The organism is Sinobaca sp. TMA16-18, assembly GCF_059510535.1.
Genome location: NZ_JCAKFM010000004.1, coordinates 136,182 through 154,229, shown reverse-complemented (window position 1 = coordinate 154,229; position 18,048 = coordinate 136,182). Strand labels below are relative to the sequence as shown.

The window sequence follows — 18,048 nt, the reverse complement described above, 5'->3', positions numbered from 1 at the left end:
AAGAATGGGACACGTAAGGGGCTGAACATAATGAACATTGAAATTGAACGGCTCCATAAGGAGCACTGGCCGGAAGTCAGGGAAATATACGATATGGGGATTCAGACCGGGAAAGCAACGTTTGAAACAAAAACGCCTTCCTGGGAAATCTGGTCAGCGACACATGATCTTGTCTGCCGGCTTACAGCAGTGGAAGAAGAGACGAGAAAAGTGCTCGGCTGGGTGGCACTCGCTCCTACCTCAAACAGGCCGGTTTATGAAGGCGTGGGGGAGACCAGCATTTATATACATGATGAAGGACGCGGCAAGCGCATCGGCACACGCCTGATGAAAGAGCTGATCTATATCAGCGAGCGTGAAGGCTACTGGACGCTTCAGGCCGGCATTATGCCGGAGAATATTGAAAGCATACGTATCCATGAAAATGCCGGATTCCGGGAAGTTGGACGCCGGGAAAAAATAGGAAGGCTTAACGGTGTATGGAGAGATGTGCTATTATATGAGCGCAGAAGTAAAATTGTAGGAATAGAGTAGGTGAATAGTAAGGATGACGTATCACTCTGGTTATAATCTTGTAAAACCCATTATTCTTTTGGCTGCGGTCTGGGCCATCGTGCTGTTAACAGATCCTGCCTTTATTATTCCGGCTGTACTGATTAGTATTGTCGCAGTACTGTCGATGTTTCTTCACCAGCATGTGAAGATTAAAAATAACACGATGACGTGTTATACGTATTTATTGAAGAAACGGATCTTCACCAGGGTAGTGTATCCGAAAAACGTCACCGGCATCTTTTTAAAAAATGCTCCGGGTGGAAAAGTTCTTCCATTGATTAAACGAAAAAATTTATCAACGATCCGCCTGCGCCGGTTTAAAGATACCGGGCTGTACCGTGATGTTGAGAAATTTGCGGTCGACCACGATCTGCCGCTCGAGCAGGACACAAGCTACACGAAATGGAAAGAAAGCGAACAAAATAAATAGCAAAAAGCAGGAAGGTCATCAGCCTTCCTGCTTTTTCGTCTGTTTAATCACGCGTGCCGGATTGCCGCCGACAACGGTATGAGCGGGAACATCCTTTACAACTACCGCACCGGATGCAACGACGGCACCGTCTCCGATGGTAACACCGGGATTAATAATGGAACGGCCGCCGATCCAGACGTTGTCGCCTACAGTGACGGGGGTGCCGTATTCATGAAGAGTGGCCCGCTCTTCTCCATCAAGTGGATGATTTACGGTATAAATGTGCACGCCGGGACCGAGCATAACGCCGCTGCCAAATCGGATAGGCGCTTCATCAAGCATGACGCAGTCAAAGTTAGCGTAAAAAGAGTCCCCGACATGAATGTTGTAGCCATAATCGCATCGGAATTCGGATTCAACCCGGACGGCCTCACCCGTGGACCCGAAAATCTGCTTGATCGTCTCCAGACGCTTCTCCGGATATTCCACGCCGATGTTATTGTACATCCGCAGTGCCAGTTTCGCATTCATACGCTCTTCGGAGAGCTCTTTGTCGTGTGGAAGAAAAAGCTCCCCAGCCAGCATTTTTTCTTTTTCTGTCTTCATATGTAACGTCCTTTCTTCATAAAGATCTCTTTATTTATCCTACCGCAGCTTGTTTCAAAAGAGAAGACCGCTCATAAAGAACACAAACAAATCCAAATGGAATAAGATATGATACAATCTGTAAAGAATATAGGACTAATGAGTGGAGGCATCACATGACAAACGAGCTGCCCGTACAGAAAAACGAGACCATTACGGCAACTATAGAAGATTTAACCCATGAAGGTGCAGGCGTCGTAAAGGTGGATGGTTATACATTATTTGTGCCAAACAGCCTCCCCGGCGAAACTGCTGAAATAAAAGTCATTAAAACGAAAAAAGGCTACGGCTTCGGCCGTCTGCTTAATGTGATCGAAGAAAGCCCGGACCGGGTGGAGCCGCCCTGTCCGATCTATAAACTCTGTGGCGGGTGCCAGCTGCAGCATATGAACTACAGCGGGCAAAAGCAGTACAAGCATAAGCAGGTAGTGGAAGCTTTAAACCGTCTCGGCGGCCTGTCTGACGTAACTGTTCATTCAACACTTGGCATGGAGGAGCCCTGGCATTACCGCAACAAAGCGCAGGTGCCGATTGGAACAAAGCCGGACGGCCATTTAAAAGCCGGCTTCTACCAGCAGCGCTCCCACCGGATTATGGACATGGATGCCTGTATGATTCAGCAGGAAAACAACGACCAGGCCGTGCAGACGGTTAAAAATATTGCCGACGAGCTTGGAATTACGTCTTACAATGAAGACAAACACCGCGGCACACTCCGGCATGTGGTGGCCCGATATGCACAAACGACCGGCCAGCTGATGATTGTACTTGTCACAAAAGATGAAACCTTATCCCATAAGAAAAAGCTGATCGAAAAAATCCAGGCAGACATACCGGAAACGGTATCGATTATTCACAACATCAATCCAAAGCGCACGAATGTAATCTTTGGTGATAAAACGAACGTGCTGTGGGGAGAAGAATATATTTACGATCATATAGGAGACATCTCGTTTGCGATCTCAGCACGCTCATTTTACCAGGTGAATCCGGATCAGACGAAGGTACTATACGATAAGGCGCTTGAATATGCCGATCTGAAAGGCCATGAAACGGTAGTAGACGCGTACTGCGGCATTGGAACGATTTCGCTGTTTCTTGCCCAAAAAGCGAAGCATGTGCACGGCGTAGACATTGTGCCGGAAGCGATTGCGGATGCGAAGCGCAACGCCCGTTTGAATCAATTTGAGAACGTAACATTTGCGATAGGGGAAGCCGAAGAAGTCGTCCCATGGTGGGCCAAAGCAAACGGCCTGCGCCCAGATGTTATAGTCGTCGATCCGCCGCGGAAAGGCTGTGACAACAAGCTGCTTGATATGATGCTTGAAACGAAGCCCGAACGAATTGTCTACGTCTCCTGTAACCCGGCCACTTTGGCCCGGGACTTGAAGTATCTAACGGAAAGCGGAGCGTACGAAGTTAACGAAGTACAGCCTGTGGATATGTTTCCGCAGACCACGCATATAGAGTGTGTAGCATCAGTTTCAAGAGTAGAACAGTAAAAAATAAAGAATTTCCAGACATCGGTGAAGATAAAAGAATGGTCTTATCTTTTTGCTGAGGCATGGCCTGCAGAAAGCTGCCGTCCAAATAAAATTTTAATAGCTTGTTTCATAAAAAAGAAGAGACCTATACGGCCTCTTCTTTTTTTACAATTCGTCTTCCCCAAATGCCTCCGGCAGCATTTTAAAGCCTTCGATTTCGGCGTCTTCTTCGATTTCAATCATAATGCAGCGCTTGCCTTTGTAGTTGACCTGTTTCACAAACTGCAGGTCCTGCGGGCTGATTGAAATATTGGCAACTTTCGTATTGATTTTAATCGATTTGGATTTGTATTTCGGGATCACGCTTGTTGCTTTTAGTTCGTAGGATTCCTCGTTGGTGAAGCGCTCGAATGATGATTTAATCTGCTCGTCTTCGACCTTCTCACCGCTCTGGGCAAGCACGCGGCCGACGTCTTTATAGTCGAGCATAGGAGGCGTATCTTCTTCATTTTCTTCAACGACCCGGTTGATTTCTTCATATACTGCAGCAAGGGTGGATGGGTTGAGCTGGTCGCCGACTACGTCTTTAATCACTTCTTCAAACACAGCCTTGTCTTCCTGGGCAGTCATAATGTCCTGGCCGTTCAGTACTTCTTCAATAAACCGGTAGTCCGGCTCATGCGCTTTGCCTGCTGCATAGAGGACGTGATTTACGTCGGACACTCCGTCGGTAATCGCCGGAAACAGAAAGCCTGCCATGGGGTGCTTTAAATCGATAACGGGATCGGTTTCGATTTTGTATTTGAATTCTTTTTCAATGTAGTCAAAATGAATTTCTTTCTTAGGCTCTTCGGTCTTATTAATGCTGCATATAATGAAAGGATTGGAATAGACTGTGTCCCGGGTGTTTTCCTCATTTTCCCCGCTTTCCCGACGGGTTGGCTTCATGTACTCCGCGCGGATAAACGAGATCACAATATCTTTTTCATACGGATGATCGGTCAGTATCTTGTTTGTGATCGCAAGCATTTCCTGCTTCCAGTCCTCTACACTGCTGCTGAGAAGCGCTTTGTGCAGAATCAGCTGGCTGGAATCCTCAGCTTCCCGGTCAAACTTTACTTCAAACAGCTTTTCATCCATCTGGCCGCCGAGCAGCTTTTTAAAGTGGGCGATAAAAAGCTCCTGCTGGTCGCTGTCGAGCATATGAAATGGCTGGCTCTGCTGATGGTAAATTTCTGTCGTTTCTTTCATCACGTACACATTGAATATATCAGTAATCTTTAATAGGTCATTGTCTACTTTAAGCTGCCTGCGAATCGCGGCAATATCTTTTTTATCCATAGCTGTCCACTCCCGGGTGATGTAGTTTGCGTTCGGAAACTCTGTCAGTATACCATTTTGACACACGGAGAGGGCGTTTGTGAATACGTATGTCGACCCGGGTTTTAAAAACATTCTAAAAAAAAGAACCGGACAGAAGTATCTCCTGCCGGTTCTTTTAATAAAGCTTTTTTTACATTTCTTTCGCTCCGAGGTATCTTGATTTCCAGTAGCTGTTGTCCATATCTGTTACTGTTACCCCCGTAGAGGCGCCGGCATGAACAAACTTGTTATCGCCTGCATAAATACCGACGTGTGAAGGGCCGGTTCTCGTTTCGAAAAAGACCAGATCGCCTTTTTCCGGTTTATCCACACTCGTTCCAGCTTTCCACATTTGGGCGGCGGTGCGGGGAAGATCCTTGCCGTGTTCGGCAAAGACGCTTTGAATGAGGCCGCTGCAGTCAAAGCCTTTTCTTGTCGTGCCTCCCCATAGGTAAGGAACGCCCATATGGCGTTTAGCCGACGAAATCAGGCTGTCCGCATCTCCGGAAGCCGAAGAAGAGGCCGGTTTTGGAGCGGATGCTGCTTCTGACGGCACAGTGGTAGAAGCTCCTGCTACGACAGGGGAGCCGGCAAGTCCTAAAGAACCGAGCGTCTGTGGACCGGCTACTCCATAGAAATTCCCGCGCGGGTTGGAGATGCTTGTCGACATCTGATAGTCCCGGACTGCCTGAAGCGTTTTGGATCCGAAAATGCCATCTATGTTGGAAGAAGGGTTGAATCCCTTTTCCGTCAGTGTTTTCTGAAGCTGCTCGACAAAATCGCCCCGGCTGCCTACTTTCATGGAAGATGCGGTGTTACCGGGCTGCGGAAGCGAAAATCCGCTTGTAGCTACATTAGTTATCATGGAATTCCTGCCTTTCGATATGTATATGTATGGACAACAGATGGACTCTTAAAAAGAATAAAAGTGTGCCATTAAATGTTTCATTTCTTCTTATAGTATCGGCAGGATATAGGAAAGGTTAAGCAGATAAATGAAATTTTCTAGAAAAAAAGCCTCCCTTCGACAAAAGGAGGCTTCTCTTTTTATTTTTTGCGTACATTGTTAATCCAGGCTTCATCCTGATTCATCATTTTAATGGCTGCATAAATCAGCATAAATTGAATGATAATAATCGGCAGCCCCATTAATCCGGACACAATTTCGAGCGGGGCAAGTCCGCCGGCTCTCATTAAAACAAGAGCAAGCGACGTAATAATAACAGCAACAATAATCCGTAGAAATTTAGATGGTTCTTTTTTGCTCATATCTTCTGTGCTTGTATAAGCAGCAATGGTATACGTAGTCGAATCCAGAGTGGTTGTTAAGAAAACCATGGCCACAATCATAAAGACGGTAAGCGAGAGGGCAGGAAGTGGCAGAGAAGAAAGAATAGCAGGAATAGCTGCCATTTCATCTCCGTTCTGCACGATCTCGAGCACGTTTACGTCTCCATTGATATAGCGGTGTACGCCGAGTCCGCCGAGAATACCGGTCGCAATCCAGGACAGCAGGGTAGGTGCCAGCAGATATGTTAAGATCATCTCTTTAATCGTACGTCCTTTTGATATTTTGGCGGCAAATACACTGTGCAGCATAGCCCATGTGGCGCTGTAGGCAAACCAGAATACCGTATTTGTCTGGATATGGCTGGCTCCTCCATCGGCTAATGATTCGGTCATAAAGCTCATGCCAATGTAATTATTTAGAAGAAATCCAAACGTTTCTGTAAAAAAGTTAAGAATAAATACGCCGGGTCCGGCTATTAAAATAAAAATACCAAAAGCTCCTGCTAAGTACATATTAAAGGTACTCAAACGTTTGATTCCTTTTTCAATACCGACATAAGCACTGATGGAAAACATGAAGACCCAGATAATGGTCACAGCCAGCGTGAGGCCGAATGTCACTTCCATATTGAACAGTGCGGCGAAATTGTACGTAACGATGGGAGCACCGAGACCAAGCGTAACGGCCGCACCGGCCAAAATGCTGATCAGGAAAATAATATCCAAAAATTTCCCACGCGGTCCATCCGTAAAGGCATCTCCAAAAATACTCCGGAAAGCTTCCGAAATACGCATCAATGGACGTTTTCTGACATGAATAAGGTATGCCATTGCCGGGGCAATCATGACAAAGATAGCAAATACCTGAAAGCTCCACATAAACATCGCGTAGGAGTTTCCCCATAAAAGGGCTTCAGCAGACTGAGCTTCGACTCCGGCAGGCGGATCATTGGCTACAGATGACCATTCGAGCATGCCGGTCCGCATTAACGTAGAACCAACACCCATCGCTATTAAGATAGAAGCATATTCAAACAGGGAAAACTGAGGTTTTTCAGCAGGATCTCCAAGAACGACCTTTCCGTATTTGGAAAAGGATAAATAAAGGCCGGCTCCTACTAAAATAACCGCATACCAAAGATATCCCCAGCTGAATATGCTGACAATGGAATCAAATACAGGGTTTAATAACTCCAAAGCAGCGCCCTCGTTAGCTGCGAACATAACGCTTATCGCAATAATAACAATGAGGGCGGGAAGAAAAATTTTATAATCGATCAACGCCAGTTTGTTTTTTTTTCGATCGACTTTTGGTTCCATACAATACACTCCCTTTTAATGAATAACTAATTCTGACCCGATATGTTTCCAGTAGATTTGGAACAGGTGCATCCTCACCTCATACCCTGTTAAACGATAAAATATGCATTTGAAATGCTTTTTTTAATAAGATAGAAGAGAGCAAACGGAAATAAAGATTCAGAAGAGCAATCTAAGGGAAGAGTAAAGAAAAAGCAAAGGAGTGGATACGTATGGCGGAAATAACTTTTTCTTCCGTTCAGGGAAGCCATGAAACAAAAAGTGATAAGGGCCACAAAATAAACTACGATGTAACGGTGCTTTATGATGGAAAGGAGCCGACCTACAACATTCAGTACGAAACAAAAGACCGGATGGTGCCGCAGGCTGATACTATCAAGTTTGAAAATGGAAATACGGTATTCGAAGACGGGCAGAACGTGTTCCGGCTTGATAAAGAAGAAGAGTAAAGAGAAGTAAAAACAGATAATCAATATCCTGAAGATGCCGGCAGCTGCTGGGATCTTTTTTATATGCGTGCGACAGGATGCACAATCAGCCAAAACTGCGGTGTGCTGGAAAGACAATTCAGACAAGGCAAAAAGTCCAGCTCAATACGTTGGTAAATGCAGGTATTTTGACAGCAAAGACGAATATAGTTCAGTAAGGATTTAAACGTTGGACCTTATGAAGGAGCGGCCTTTCTAGCGGCCGGACGTTTATTAGAAAAGTAGAGTGAATCCGCCTGAAAGGAGGGCGTGATGGATAAAGAATGGATCACAAGTATAGGGATTGATATTGGAACGAGTACCACCAAATGCATTGTCAGCCGGCTTTATATTCAAGTATCTGACAATGGCTTTACACTTCCGGCCTGCACGATTGAACAACGAGAAGTTGTCTATGAAAGCGGGATGTACACGACCCCCCTGGTTAACAATGAAGAAATTAATATGAAAGCCCTGCAGGATATATTGGAAAAGGAATATAAGCACGGCGGGATTCGTCTTGCCGATGTGAAAGCGGGCGCTGTCATTATAACGGGCGAAACAGCGTTAAAGAAAAACGCAGAACATATCATTCATTATTTAGCCGACCGTGCCGGGGATTTTGTCGTGGCTGCAGCCGGAGCCTCGCTGGAAGGCATTTTAGCAGGCAAAGGATCCGGAGCGCTGGAATACTCCGAAAACTATACGGGTGTAACGGCAAATATTGATGTAGGCGGAGGTACAGCCAATGCAGCGCTGTTTAAAAACGGTCTTCCTTTTTACACAATAACGTTTCATGTCGGCGGACGCCTTCTGCGGCTGGATAAACAGGGGAAAGTGAGCTATATTGCCCCGTCTACGAAACGTCTTCTGAGCGGACACGGTATTCCGGTGGAGGTAAATGAGGCATTATCCATGAAAGAGCTGGAGGGCGTCTGTCAGCTGCTGAGCGGGCTGATGTTCGATGCAGTGACAGGCGGGGAGGCGGCAGAAGGGTTGATAACAGAGCCCGCATTATCAGCAGTTCCAACGATTGACACGCTCATATTTTCCGGCGGTGTCGGAGAAATGATGAGGGAGCCTAAGCCAAAGACAGTCGAAGAAACCGCGGTTTATGGAGACATCGGACCACTTTTGGCAGCGTGCCTGCAGGAAGAAGCGTTAAGCCGAAACCTATTCCTCATTCCTGCCAAAGAAACGTCCCGGGCGACAGTTATTGGAGCCGGTATGCAGAATACGGAAGTGAGCGGATCCACGATGTTTGTTAACCAGACGCTCCTCCCACTTAAAAATCTGCCTATTTTAACGATTCCGGTATATGAACATGGTTCGGCTGCTACTTTTCATACCCGTCTTGAAAAGATGCTCGAAGAAGCGAAATCCATCTATTCAGAACAGCAGGATCCTCCCTTTGTGATCGCGCTGCCTTCTATAGAACACATCACATACGAGCTCCTGCAGGATATAAGCGACAGCTTGGAGGCGGTGTACGCCAGAGAATTTGCTGATAAACGGATTCTTGCCGTGCTGAGTGAGAACGATCTGGCTAAAGTACTCGGACAGGCTCTCCAAAAGCGGTCAGGCAAGGACAAAGAAGTGATCTGCATCGATCAGGTGGATGTCACACACGGCGATTATATCGATCTGGGGCTTCCGGTTTCAGGAGAAGCGATTTCCATTTCTATTAAAACACTGGCATTTTAATGAAAAGGGGGAAAAGAGATGGAGAAAAAAGTAATTCTCTTCGGGGAAACGTATGTTTTTCACGGCTTGAAAGAAATTCTGGCCAAAGCAAATGAAGAGAGGTCAGGCGATGAACTGGCCGGCCTGGCTGCCGATTCCATGAAAGAAAGGATAGCAGCGAAAATGGTGCTGGCCGATCTGACGCTTGGGGAGATATACGACAATCCGCTGCTTCTGCCGGAAGAAGATGAAGTGTCAGAGCTGATTGAGCAGTCTCTCCATAAAGAGAGGCTGCACGTGCTAAAAAGCTGGACCGTCTCTGATCTGCGGGAGTATCTATTGAGCGATGAACAGACAGGCAGTGATTTAGTCGAAACAGGAAAAGGTCTGACGAGCGAAATGATAGCGGCGGCGGCTAAGCTGATGTCCAATCTGGATCTGATTCAGGCAGCATCCAAAATTACCGTTCTGACCACATGCCGGACTCAGATCGGCCAGCCGGGCGTGCTCGCTTCCAGAGTCCAGCCCAATCACCCCTCCGATAATCTTAAAGGCATAAGGGCTTCTTTGTATGAAGGATTAAGTTATGGAATAGGAGATGCCGTCATAGGCATTAATCCGGTTATTGATACGACGAGCAATATTGACAGCCTGCTGCGGGAAACAAAAGCCGTTATTGATGAATGGAACATCCCCACGCAGAACTGTGTGCTCTCGCACATTACGAGCCAGATGAGAGCGGTGGAAAACGGGGCGCCCGCGGATATGCTGTTTCAAAGTCTTGCAGGAACCCAGGCCGGAAACGAATCATTCGGTATTTCAACGGCAATGCTTCGGGAAGCATCAGCGCTGATTCAGGAAAAAGGCACTGCACCGGGACCAAACCGCTGGTATTTTGAAACGGGGCAGGGGTCCGAGCTTTCCGCGGAAGCCCACGCAGGCATTGACCAGGTAACGCTGGAATCGAGATGCTATGGCATGGCGAGAGTATTTAATCCGTTTATCGTCAACACGGTAGTAGGGTTTATCGGTCCGGAATACTTGTTTGACAGCAAGCAGGTCATCCGGGCGGGGCTTGAGGATCACTTTATGGGGAAAATGCACGGTCTGCCAATGGGGGTCGACGCCTGCTACACAAACCATATGAACGTGGACCAGAATGATATGGACACGTTGAGCACCGTGCTCACCAGCGCAGGCGTTACTTTTGTGATTGGCGTGCCGATGGCCGATGACTGCATGCTGAATTACCAATCGCTCAGTTACCATGACATTGCCACGCAGCGCAGTATTTTCAACAAACGGCCGGCTCCTGATTTTGAAAAATGGCTGGAAAGCAGAGACTTGATGAAAAATGGATATCTTACAAAAACATCCGGTGACGCGGGAGTGTTTCTGCACCGGGTATAGGAGGTAGCAGGATGGAAAAACAAAAAGATACGCATGCGGTCGACCTGAGGCAGTTTACACCAGCCCGGATTCAAGTCGGACGAACCGGCACAAGGCCGCTCACAAAAGATGCGCTGTCGTTTCGAGTGGATCATGCCGCAGCCGTTGATTCTGTTTACGGGGAAGTGGAGGAGGCGCTGCTCGCGAAGCTGGGTTTGTTTTCGATAGATACCCGCTTTGAATCCAAGGAGAATTATTTGAAACGGCCGGATCACGGACGCCTGCTTTCTGATGGAGGGCGCCGGCGGATACTCGAGAACTGTGAAATGGCTCCTCAGGTGCAGATTGTTATCTCAGACGGTCTCAGCGCATCGGCGGTAGAGGCCAATATCATGGATGTGTACCGGGCGCTTAAAGATTCGCTCGATTCCTACGGTTTAAAAACAGGCACCCCTTTCTTTTTAAAAGGAGGGCGTGTCGGCTGTATGGATGCGATAGGAGAACTGCTTCAGCCTGAGGCCTTTGTGCTGCTGATCGGCGAGCGGCCGGGCCTCGTCTCGGCGGAATCTTTAAGTGCCTATATGTGCTATCGGCCCCGGGAGGGAACGAAAGAATCAAGCCGCATGGTAGTCTCCAACATTCACCGCAGCGGTACGCCGCCACTGGAAGCTGCCGCTCATATCGGGACATTAATTCATAAAATGCTCGAGCAGAAAACAAGTGGTGTCAAACTGGTTGTATAAACAAAAGGCAGGCCTCGTCCCTGCCTTTTTTTGCTGATTTTTTCCCTATTGCTTAAAGAACCATGTATGATTAAGTGCAGGATAAGACCAAACGAAATTTATAAACAAAAAGGATTGTGTTGGAAATGAAATCATTTACGCAGTATAAATTACAAGAGGACATACTCCGCGCGCTTGATATGCTTGGCTACAAGGAGCCGACCAACGTCCAGCAGAAAGTGATCCCTAAAGCGCTGGAAGGCCGGGACGTGATTGTAAAAGCAAGAACGGGAAGCGGGAAAACAGCGGCATTCGGCATTCCGCTCTGTGAGCTGGTAGAGTGGGAGGAAAACAAGCCGCAGGTGCTTGTACTTACGCCGACGAGGGAACTCGCCGCCCAGGTAAAAGACGATATTATCCATATCGGACGCTTCAAACGGGTTAATGCGGTAGCGCTGTATGGCAAGCAGCCTTTTGCCAAGCAGAAAAACGAGCTGAAGCAAAAAGCCCATATCGTAGTCGGAACCCCGGGCCGTGTACTCGATCACATTGAAAAAGGAACGCTTTCTCTTGAAAAAGTAAAGTACCTTGTTATTGATGAAGCAGACGAAATGCTTCATATGGGCTTTTTGGAACAGGTGGAAGCGATAATCCACCGGGTTCCCAAGCAGCGCAGAACAATGCTGTTTTCTGCTACGCTGCCGGAAAATATCGAAAAGCTCGGTCGGAAATACATGATCGAACCTGATTATCTGGAAGTGGAACCGGAAGCGGCTTCCGCCCAGGCGATTACCCATTATCGTCTGGACAGCATTCCGGAGAAAAAGCTCGAAACGCTTCATAAAGCAGCAGTCGTGGAAAATCCGGAAACGTGCGTGATTTTCTGTAACACCCAGGCAGAGGTTGAACGGGTGTTTGCCTACATTAAACAGAAGGGCTATCCATGTGATAAACTGCACGGCGGCATGATCCAGGAAGATCGTTTTGACGTGATGGATGATTTCAAGAAAGGTTTGTTCCGCTATTTGGTGGCAACAGACGTAGCTGCCAGAGGGATTGACGTAGAGAACGTCACCCACGTTATCAGCTTTGACGTGCCGAGGGAACAGGAGAGCTATGTGCACCGCACCGGACGGACGGGAAGAGCAGGACGGAGCGGAACGGCGATAACGATTGCAGGTCCCCGTGATGAGCGTTATATGAAGTACATTGAAGACTATATCGGATTCTCCATTGAAAGAAGAGCGGTACCGGCTGAACAGAAAGTCACCCGCGCTCTGCCGGCTTTTCAAAAAAGCCTTCAGCAGAAGCCGGAGCGGAAAGCAGACAAAGGAGAACAGATGAATCAAGATATTTTAAAGCTGTATATTAACGGCGGAAAGAAAAAGAAAATCCGGGCTGTAGACTTTGTCGGCACGATTTCTAATATTGAGGGCGTATCGGCAGAAGACATCGGCATTATTTCCATTCAGGAGCAGTCTTCCTACGTAGATATTTTAAATGGAAAAGGCATGATGGTGCTCGAGGCACTGCGCCATACGACGATCAAAGGTAAAAATCTGAAAGTGCATATTGCTAAGAAGTAGGCGCGGCCATGCGTTAGTTCTGCTCCAAAAAAGGGTACTGAATAAGAAACATAATAAAATTTAGTATACTGGAGTGAATTTCAATGGCTGATAATCAACAGACAAAGCGTCCGAAAATTGCATTAACCGGAGCAAGCGGCTACATTGGTAGAAATCTAATGAATAAGCTAACCGAACATGCCGATGTGATCGCGTTATCACGTAACGGTGATAAATACGAAAACACAGAACATGTCGAATGGCGGTCCTGTGACGTGTTTTCCATGGCGGATGCAGAAAAAGCATTAAAGGGAGCCGATTATGCCTTTTATCTCGTTCACTCCATGATGCCTTCCGCAAAGCTCACACAGGGCACATTCGAGGATATGGATATTATTCTGGCGGATAACTTCGCCCAGGCCGCCAAGAAGAACGGGGTCAAGCAGATTGTGTATTTGAGCGGTCTGATGCCGGCAGCAAAGCAGCTCTCCAGACACTTGAAGAGCCGGCTTGAAGTTGAGAAGGTGCTCAGCGCTTACGGCATTCCCGTAACGACAATACGTGCCGGTCTGATCGTAGGACCGCAGGGCTCTTCTTTCCCAATCCTGCAGCGTCTGGTAAAGCGTCTGCCTTATATGATTCTTCCAAAATGGACGAATACAAAAACACAGCCTATCGCCCTGCCGGATGTGTTAAATGCGCTGGATAAAAGCGTCGGCAACGAGTCTGTATTTGGAAGAGCCATTGATGTAGGAGGACCGGAAGTCCTTACTTATAAAATTATGATGAAGCAGACAGCGGAAGTCTTAAATAAAGAACGCAAGTTTTACAATGTGCCTTTTTTCACCGTGAAACTGTCCCGGCTCTGGGTCAGCCTAACGACGCAGACGCCGAAGGAAATGGTGTATCCGCTTATTGAAAGCCTCGTGCATCCCATGGTCGTCAGCAAAGAGCGGGTAGTAGAAGGCATCAGTGACGGTAAAATCACATTTAAAGAAGCGGCCCGAAATTCCATCCGCGAAGAAGAACAGAAAAGAAAAGAGCAGGAAGAAAAAGAAAAACAGCAGGGGTCGGCTTCTCCTAAACCGAAAAAACCGGAAGTAGAGGCCAATGTCCGTTCGGTGCAGCGTGTTCCAATGCCGGACGGGAAAACAGCCCAGTGGGTGGCCCGGCACTATGTGGAATGGCTTCCCGGCTTGTTCAATCCTTTTCTGCGGGCAAAATGTGATGACCCGAGCAGCTGTGAACTTTATCCAAAGTTCGGAAGAAAACCGCTTCTTATTCTATCGCTTTCTGAAGAACGCAGTACGGAAGATAGAGCCCTTTACTATATTACAGGCGGAGCGTTTGCCAAGACGGTAGACGGTAACCGCGGGCGTCTGGAATTCAGGCATATTCCCGGAACAAGCGAGTGCATTGTAGCGATTCATGATTACATGCCTTCGCTGCCGTGGTTTATTTATCAGTATACGCAGGCGAGAATGCATATTTGGGTTATGCACAGCTATAAAAAGCACCTGGAACGCTATATTAAACGACAGAATAAAAAAGAAGAAACAACGGTATCTCCTTCTGAAGCAAGAGCCTAAACGCTCTTGCTTTTCTTTAGGCACATGCTGGAAGCAGAAGGAATGACATCTTGTATTTGTAAAATAGAGTCTTTTAAAGGTAGAATAAGAACACAGTTATCAAATTGGGAGGGTGTCGCTATATGGCTATGGAAGGAAAAGTTATTGTTATTACCGGAGCAAGCAGCGGAATCGGAGAAGCTGCCGCAAGAGAACTTGCATCAAAAGGAGCCTACGTGGTCCTGGGCGCCCGCAGGGAGGAACGTCTGGAACTGCTTCAGCAGACAATCGAACATGATGGCGGAAAAGCCATCTATAAAACAACGGATGTAACGAAGCGCGAAGAGGTGGAAGCTCTCGTAAACGAGGCACTTCAGGCTTATGGACGTGTGGATGTAATGATTAATAACGCAGGCATTTCGCTTGCTTCCAATATGAGTAAGGCGAAAGTGAACGAATGGGATAGTATGATCGATGTGAACTTGAAAGGTGTTTTATACGGTATTGCAGCCGCCCTGCCTGCTATGCTGAATCAGAAAGAAGGCCATATTATTTCCATTTCTTCTGAAGAAGGACATGAAACAGCGACATCCAATGTTGTATACTCCGCCACGAAAAGAGCAGTACGCGTTGTCATGGATGGACTTCGTAAAGAAGTGCAGCCGGAAGATAATATTAAGGCAACGACGATTTCACCGGGAGTGGTTGCAACAGAACTAACCGACCATTTAACAGATGAAGACCTGTTAAATATGATGGACAATTATATTCTTGGCCCCTCCCTTTATCCCGAAGATGTGGCTAATGCGATTACATATGTAATCGAACAGCCCGATCACGTGGCGGTTAACGAAATGCTCGTACGCCCGAAACCGCATCAGTAAAAACACTCCATAGGAGTGTTTTTTTTTATTTACTTAATGCAATATATATATTGCATTATGATTTATATAATATATAATTTTAGAAAAGGAGGCGTTATAATGCGTTGGTTTAAACAAAAAACAACAGATGAATGGATTGAACAGACAAAAAATAAAATCTATAAAGAGCTTTATCTCCTGGTCGTGTTATTTTGCGCTTTTTCGATTTTTTACAAAGAGATGGTAAACCCAGAGCCGTCTTCTCTACCTATAGTAGAATTAATGATTTTAGCTGGAACAGGAATCTATTACATGATAAGAGGGTGGCTGCTCGGTATTTTTAGTGCAGAAAAAGAAATACACGATCGAAACAGCCGTCTGCCGATGACAGCAAAGCATTTTATTTATGCTGCTGCGGGCGGGCTGATCATATCGCTGTATTTTGGTGTTAGAAGCGCCGTGGTATATGGAGAAGGAATGTCACAGAGTGTATATTATTTTTTTATCGTTTCTATGGGAAGCCTAATGATATATATTCCAGCTATGCTTTTGTTGGCATTTATTCCAGTTATTTTTACAAGATCAAAGAAACTGGAATAGTCCGGGAAGAAAGGAGAAAAAATGAAAAACTTAAAAATGAAAGCAGCCCGCGCAGAAAAAGATTTATCCCAGGGAGAGCTGGCAGCAAAAATAGGAGTATCCCGACAGACCATTGGATTAATGGAATCAGGTAAATATAATCCGAGTCTTCAGTTGTGTCTCGCTGTCTGCCATGTGCTTTCGAAAACCCTTGATGAGCTTTTTTGGCAGGATGAATGAAAAAGTTCGTCTTCCTCCTTCATTTCCAGTGCGGCGTTGCCGATAGTAATGGTAGAGACGTCAAATTAAAGGAATGAATAAGGAATGGATAAAACAACCATTATTGGATTAATACTAGCACTTACGGCACTTCTCGGCGGAATGGTAATGAAAGGTGTGCAACTGGGAGCCCTGGTCAATCCGGCAGCCATCATGATTATTATCGTTGGAACCATCGCAACAATCGTTATTGGGTTTCCTACGAGTGAAATCAAAAATATACCTAACCTTTTCAAAATTATTTTCAGCGATAAAGGCGCTTTAAGTGTGGAAGGACTGATTCCGAAATTTTCAGAGTGGGCCCAGACGGCAAGAAGAGAAGGGCTGCTTGCGCTGGAACCGGAAGTAGATGAAATTGAAGATGAGTTTCTGCGTAATGGATTGAGTATGGTAGTCGATGGCCAAAGTTCGGACTTCATCCGGGATTTAATGACCGAAGAAGTGGAGGCGATGGAGGAACGCCATAAAGTGGGGGCAAGCATCTTCTCCCAGGCAGGTACATACGCACCGACTCTTGGTGTGCTTGGGGCAGTGGTTGGACTGATTGCAGCCCTTGCCGACATGAGTGACACAGAGCTGCTCGGCTACGCGATCAGTGCGGCTTTTGTAGCCACGCTGCTTGGTATTTTTACCGGCTATGTATTGTGGCACCCGTTCGCCAATAAGCTGAGACGTAAATCAAAAAAAGAAATAGAAATTAGAGAAGTAATGATCGAAGGTATTCTTTCCGTACTTGAAGGGCAGCCTCCGAAAGTAATTGAGAAAAAGCTGCTGATGTATATTCCGGCAAAGAAGCGACAGAAAGTAATGGAAGATATTCAAAATGCAGAACCCGCAGCAGGAAGAGAGGGATAGCATGTCTAAACGAAGAAAAAAGCAGCATGAAGAGGAACACATGGGGGAGGATTGGCTTCTTCCGTATGCGGATATTCTCACCTTGCTTCTTGCCCTCTTCATTGTCCTGTTTGCTTCGAGTTCTGTAGATGCAAAAAAATTCGAGCAGATTTCGAACTCTTTTAATTCAGCGTTTGACGGAGGAACCGGCATAATGGAGCATCCGGAAATGGTACCGGAAATGGAACAGCTGGCAGGCCAGGATAGTATGGAATTGTCAGAAGTATCCGATGCGTCGGCTACGGAAGAAGAAAAGGAAGCGGCGGCGCTTGCAGATCAGGAAGAACTGCAGGGCATCAAGGAAAAGGTGGATCAGTTTATACAGGACCGGGGCCTTGAGGAAGAATTAAACACCAGCATTTCAGAAGATGGACTGATGCTTTCAATTGAAGATAATATTTTGTTTAATTCCGGTGAAGATGAAGTCCGGGAAGAAGCAGAATCATTATCTGATGAAATTTCAGAGCTCCTCGTATTAAGCCCTCCCCGGAATATAGTTATCAGCGGGCATACCGATAATGTACCTATTTCCAATGCGGACTTTGAAACAAACTGGGACCTCAGCGTACTGAGAGCTGTCCATTTTATGCAGCTGCTGCTTAATAATCCGGATCTGGACCCTGCTATTTTCAGTGCTAAAGGCTATGGGGAACATAGTCCGGCCGCAAGCAATGATACAGCGGAAGGCAGAGCACAGAACCGACGAGTGGAAATATTGGTGCTCCCATTAACAGAAGAACCAGCCCCTTAACAGAAAAAGAGCGGAGCCGGAAAGAGGCAGCGCTCTTTTTTTACTTTGATCGTTTTTTAATATTTTAGAATTTTTAAAATAAGAGTTGCGGGCTGATGATATTTTTGGAATAATGTGTAGTATAACAAAACGCAGAGAATACCCTGCGTGAAAAACAGAAAGTAGAGTGATTACTGTTTTTATCAGACTGGTAAGTCTGAATTTGAAAGCGCGCTCACAA

Annotated in this window: 18 protein-coding genes; 14 read left to right on the top strand and 4 right to left on the bottom strand. The window is 46.4% G+C overall.

Annotated features, from left to right (window positions below; all coding sequences use genetic code 11):
* The first annotated feature begins 30 nt into the window (after window positions 1-30).
* Complete coding sequence (locus AC5W14_RS09195) at window positions 31-534, top strand: GNAT family N-acetyltransferase (protein ID WP_496060325.1); 504 nt, start codon at window positions 31-33, stop codon at window positions 532-534.
* A 13-nt stretch (window positions 535-547) separates the two neighbouring features.
* Complete coding sequence (locus tag AC5W14_RS09190; RefSeq protein ID WP_496060326.1) at window positions 548-985, top strand: hypothetical protein; 438 nt, start codon at window positions 548-550, stop codon at window positions 983-985.
* Between the two features lie 18 nt (window positions 986-1,003).
* Here the strand turns inward: AC5W14_RS09190 and AC5W14_RS09185 are convergent, their stop codons facing one another.
* On the bottom strand, window positions 1,004-1,573 hold the full coding sequence (locus AC5W14_RS09185; RefSeq protein WP_496194191.1) for a sugar O-acetyltransferase: 570 nt from the start codon (window positions 1,571-1,573) through the stop codon (window positions 1,004-1,006).
* Between the two features lie 155 nt (window positions 1,574-1,728).
* Between AC5W14_RS09185 and rlmD the strand changes: the two genes are divergently transcribed.
* Entirely contained in the window at window positions 1,729-3,114 is a 1,386-nt protein-coding gene (gene rlmD / locus AC5W14_RS09180; protein WP_496194190.1) for a 23S rRNA (uracil(1939)-C(5))-methyltransferase RlmD, read from the top strand.
* A 147-nt stretch (window positions 3,115-3,261) separates the two neighbouring features.
* Here rlmD and AC5W14_RS09175 read toward each other — a convergent pair whose 3' ends face one another.
* The 3 genes from AC5W14_RS09175 to AC5W14_RS09165 form a co-directional block, all read right to left on the bottom strand.
* Window positions 3,262-4,437, bottom strand: a complete 1,176-nt coding sequence (locus AC5W14_RS09175) for a DUF4317 domain-containing protein (RefSeq protein ID WP_496194189.1) — start codon at window positions 4,435-4,437, stop codon at window positions 3,262-3,264.
* Between the two features lie 172 nt (window positions 4,438-4,609).
* Complete coding sequence (locus AC5W14_RS09170) at window positions 4,610-5,323, bottom strand: C40 family peptidase (RefSeq protein WP_496060331.1); 714 nt, start codon at window positions 5,321-5,323, stop codon at window positions 4,610-4,612.
* 182 nt (window positions 5,324-5,505) lie between these two features.
* The gene (locus AC5W14_RS09165) at window positions 5,506-7,068 is read right to left on the bottom strand and encodes a BCCT family transporter (RefSeq protein ID WP_496060332.1); all 1,563 of its coding nucleotides are present in this window, start codon (window positions 7,066-7,068) and stop codon (window positions 5,506-5,508) included.
* Window positions 7,069-7,280: 212 nt separating this feature from the next.
* Here AC5W14_RS09165 and AC5W14_RS09160 point away from each other — a divergent pair, with 212 nt between their 5' ends.
* The 11 genes from AC5W14_RS09160 to motB all read left to right on the top strand — a co-directional run bounded on the left by AC5W14_RS09160 (window position 7,281) and on the right by motB (window position 17,828).
* Entirely contained in the window at window positions 7,281-7,517 is a 237-nt protein-coding gene (locus AC5W14_RS09160; RefSeq protein ID WP_496060333.1) for a hypothetical protein, read from the top strand.
* Between the two features lie 291 nt (window positions 7,518-7,808).
* A complete protein-coding gene (locus AC5W14_RS09155; RefSeq protein ID WP_496194188.1) occupies window positions 7,809-9,239 on the top strand; it encodes an ethanolamine ammonia-lyase reactivating factor EutA in 1,431 nt (476 codons plus the stop codon).
* Window positions 9,240-9,257: 18 nt separating this feature from the next.
* Window positions 9,258-10,628 carry an ethanolamine ammonia-lyase subunit EutB gene (locus tag AC5W14_RS09150; RefSeq protein ID WP_496060335.1) on the top strand — a complete coding sequence of 457 codons (1,371 nt, stop codon included), beginning with the start codon at window positions 9,258-9,260 and terminating at the stop codon, window positions 10,626-10,628.
* A gap of 11 nt (window positions 10,629-10,639) precedes the next feature.
* Window positions 10,640-11,350 carry an ethanolamine ammonia-lyase subunit EutC gene (gene eutC, locus AC5W14_RS09145; RefSeq protein WP_496194187.1) on the top strand — a complete coding sequence of 237 codons (711 nt, stop codon included), beginning with the start codon at window positions 10,640-10,642 and terminating at the stop codon, window positions 11,348-11,350.
* 119 nt (window positions 11,351-11,469) lie between these two features.
* On the top strand, window positions 11,470-12,915 hold the full coding sequence (locus tag AC5W14_RS09140; protein ID WP_496194186.1) for a DEAD/DEAH box helicase: 1,446 nt from the start codon (window positions 11,470-11,472) through the stop codon (window positions 12,913-12,915).
* An 83-nt stretch (window positions 12,916-12,998) separates the two neighbouring features.
* On the top strand, window positions 12,999-14,483 hold the full coding sequence (locus tag AC5W14_RS09135) for an NAD(P)H-binding protein (RefSeq protein WP_496194185.1): 1,485 nt from the start codon (window positions 12,999-13,001) through the stop codon (window positions 14,481-14,483).
* 122 nt (window positions 14,484-14,605) lie between these two features.
* Window positions 14,606-15,346, top strand: coding sequence for an SDR family oxidoreductase (locus AC5W14_RS09130; protein WP_496194184.1), 741 nt, complete (start codon window positions 14,606-14,608; stop codon window positions 15,344-15,346).
* Window positions 15,347-15,445: 99 nt separating this feature from the next.
* Window positions 15,446-15,925 carry a DUF6773 family protein gene (locus AC5W14_RS09125; protein ID WP_496060339.1) on the top strand — a complete coding sequence of 160 codons (480 nt, stop codon included), beginning with the start codon at window positions 15,446-15,448 and terminating at the stop codon, window positions 15,923-15,925.
* A gap of 21 nt (window positions 15,926-15,946) precedes the next feature.
* Window positions 15,947-16,144 (top strand): helix-turn-helix transcriptional regulator, encoded by a 198-nt coding sequence (locus AC5W14_RS09120; RefSeq protein ID WP_496060340.1) that lies wholly within the window; start codon window positions 15,947-15,949, stop codon window positions 16,142-16,144.
* An 84-nt stretch (window positions 16,145-16,228) separates the two neighbouring features.
* The gene (motA, locus tag AC5W14_RS09115) at window positions 16,229-17,038 is read left to right on the top strand and encodes a flagellar motor stator protein MotA (protein WP_496060341.1); all 810 of its coding nucleotides are present in this window, start codon (window positions 16,229-16,231) and stop codon (window positions 17,036-17,038) included.
* A gap of 1 nt (window position 17,039) precedes the next feature.
* Window positions 17,040-17,828 (top strand): flagellar motor protein MotB, encoded by a 789-nt coding sequence (motB, locus tag AC5W14_RS09110; protein ID WP_496060342.1) that lies wholly within the window; start codon window positions 17,040-17,042, stop codon window positions 17,826-17,828.
* Window positions 17,829-18,048: the final 220 nt, after the last annotated feature.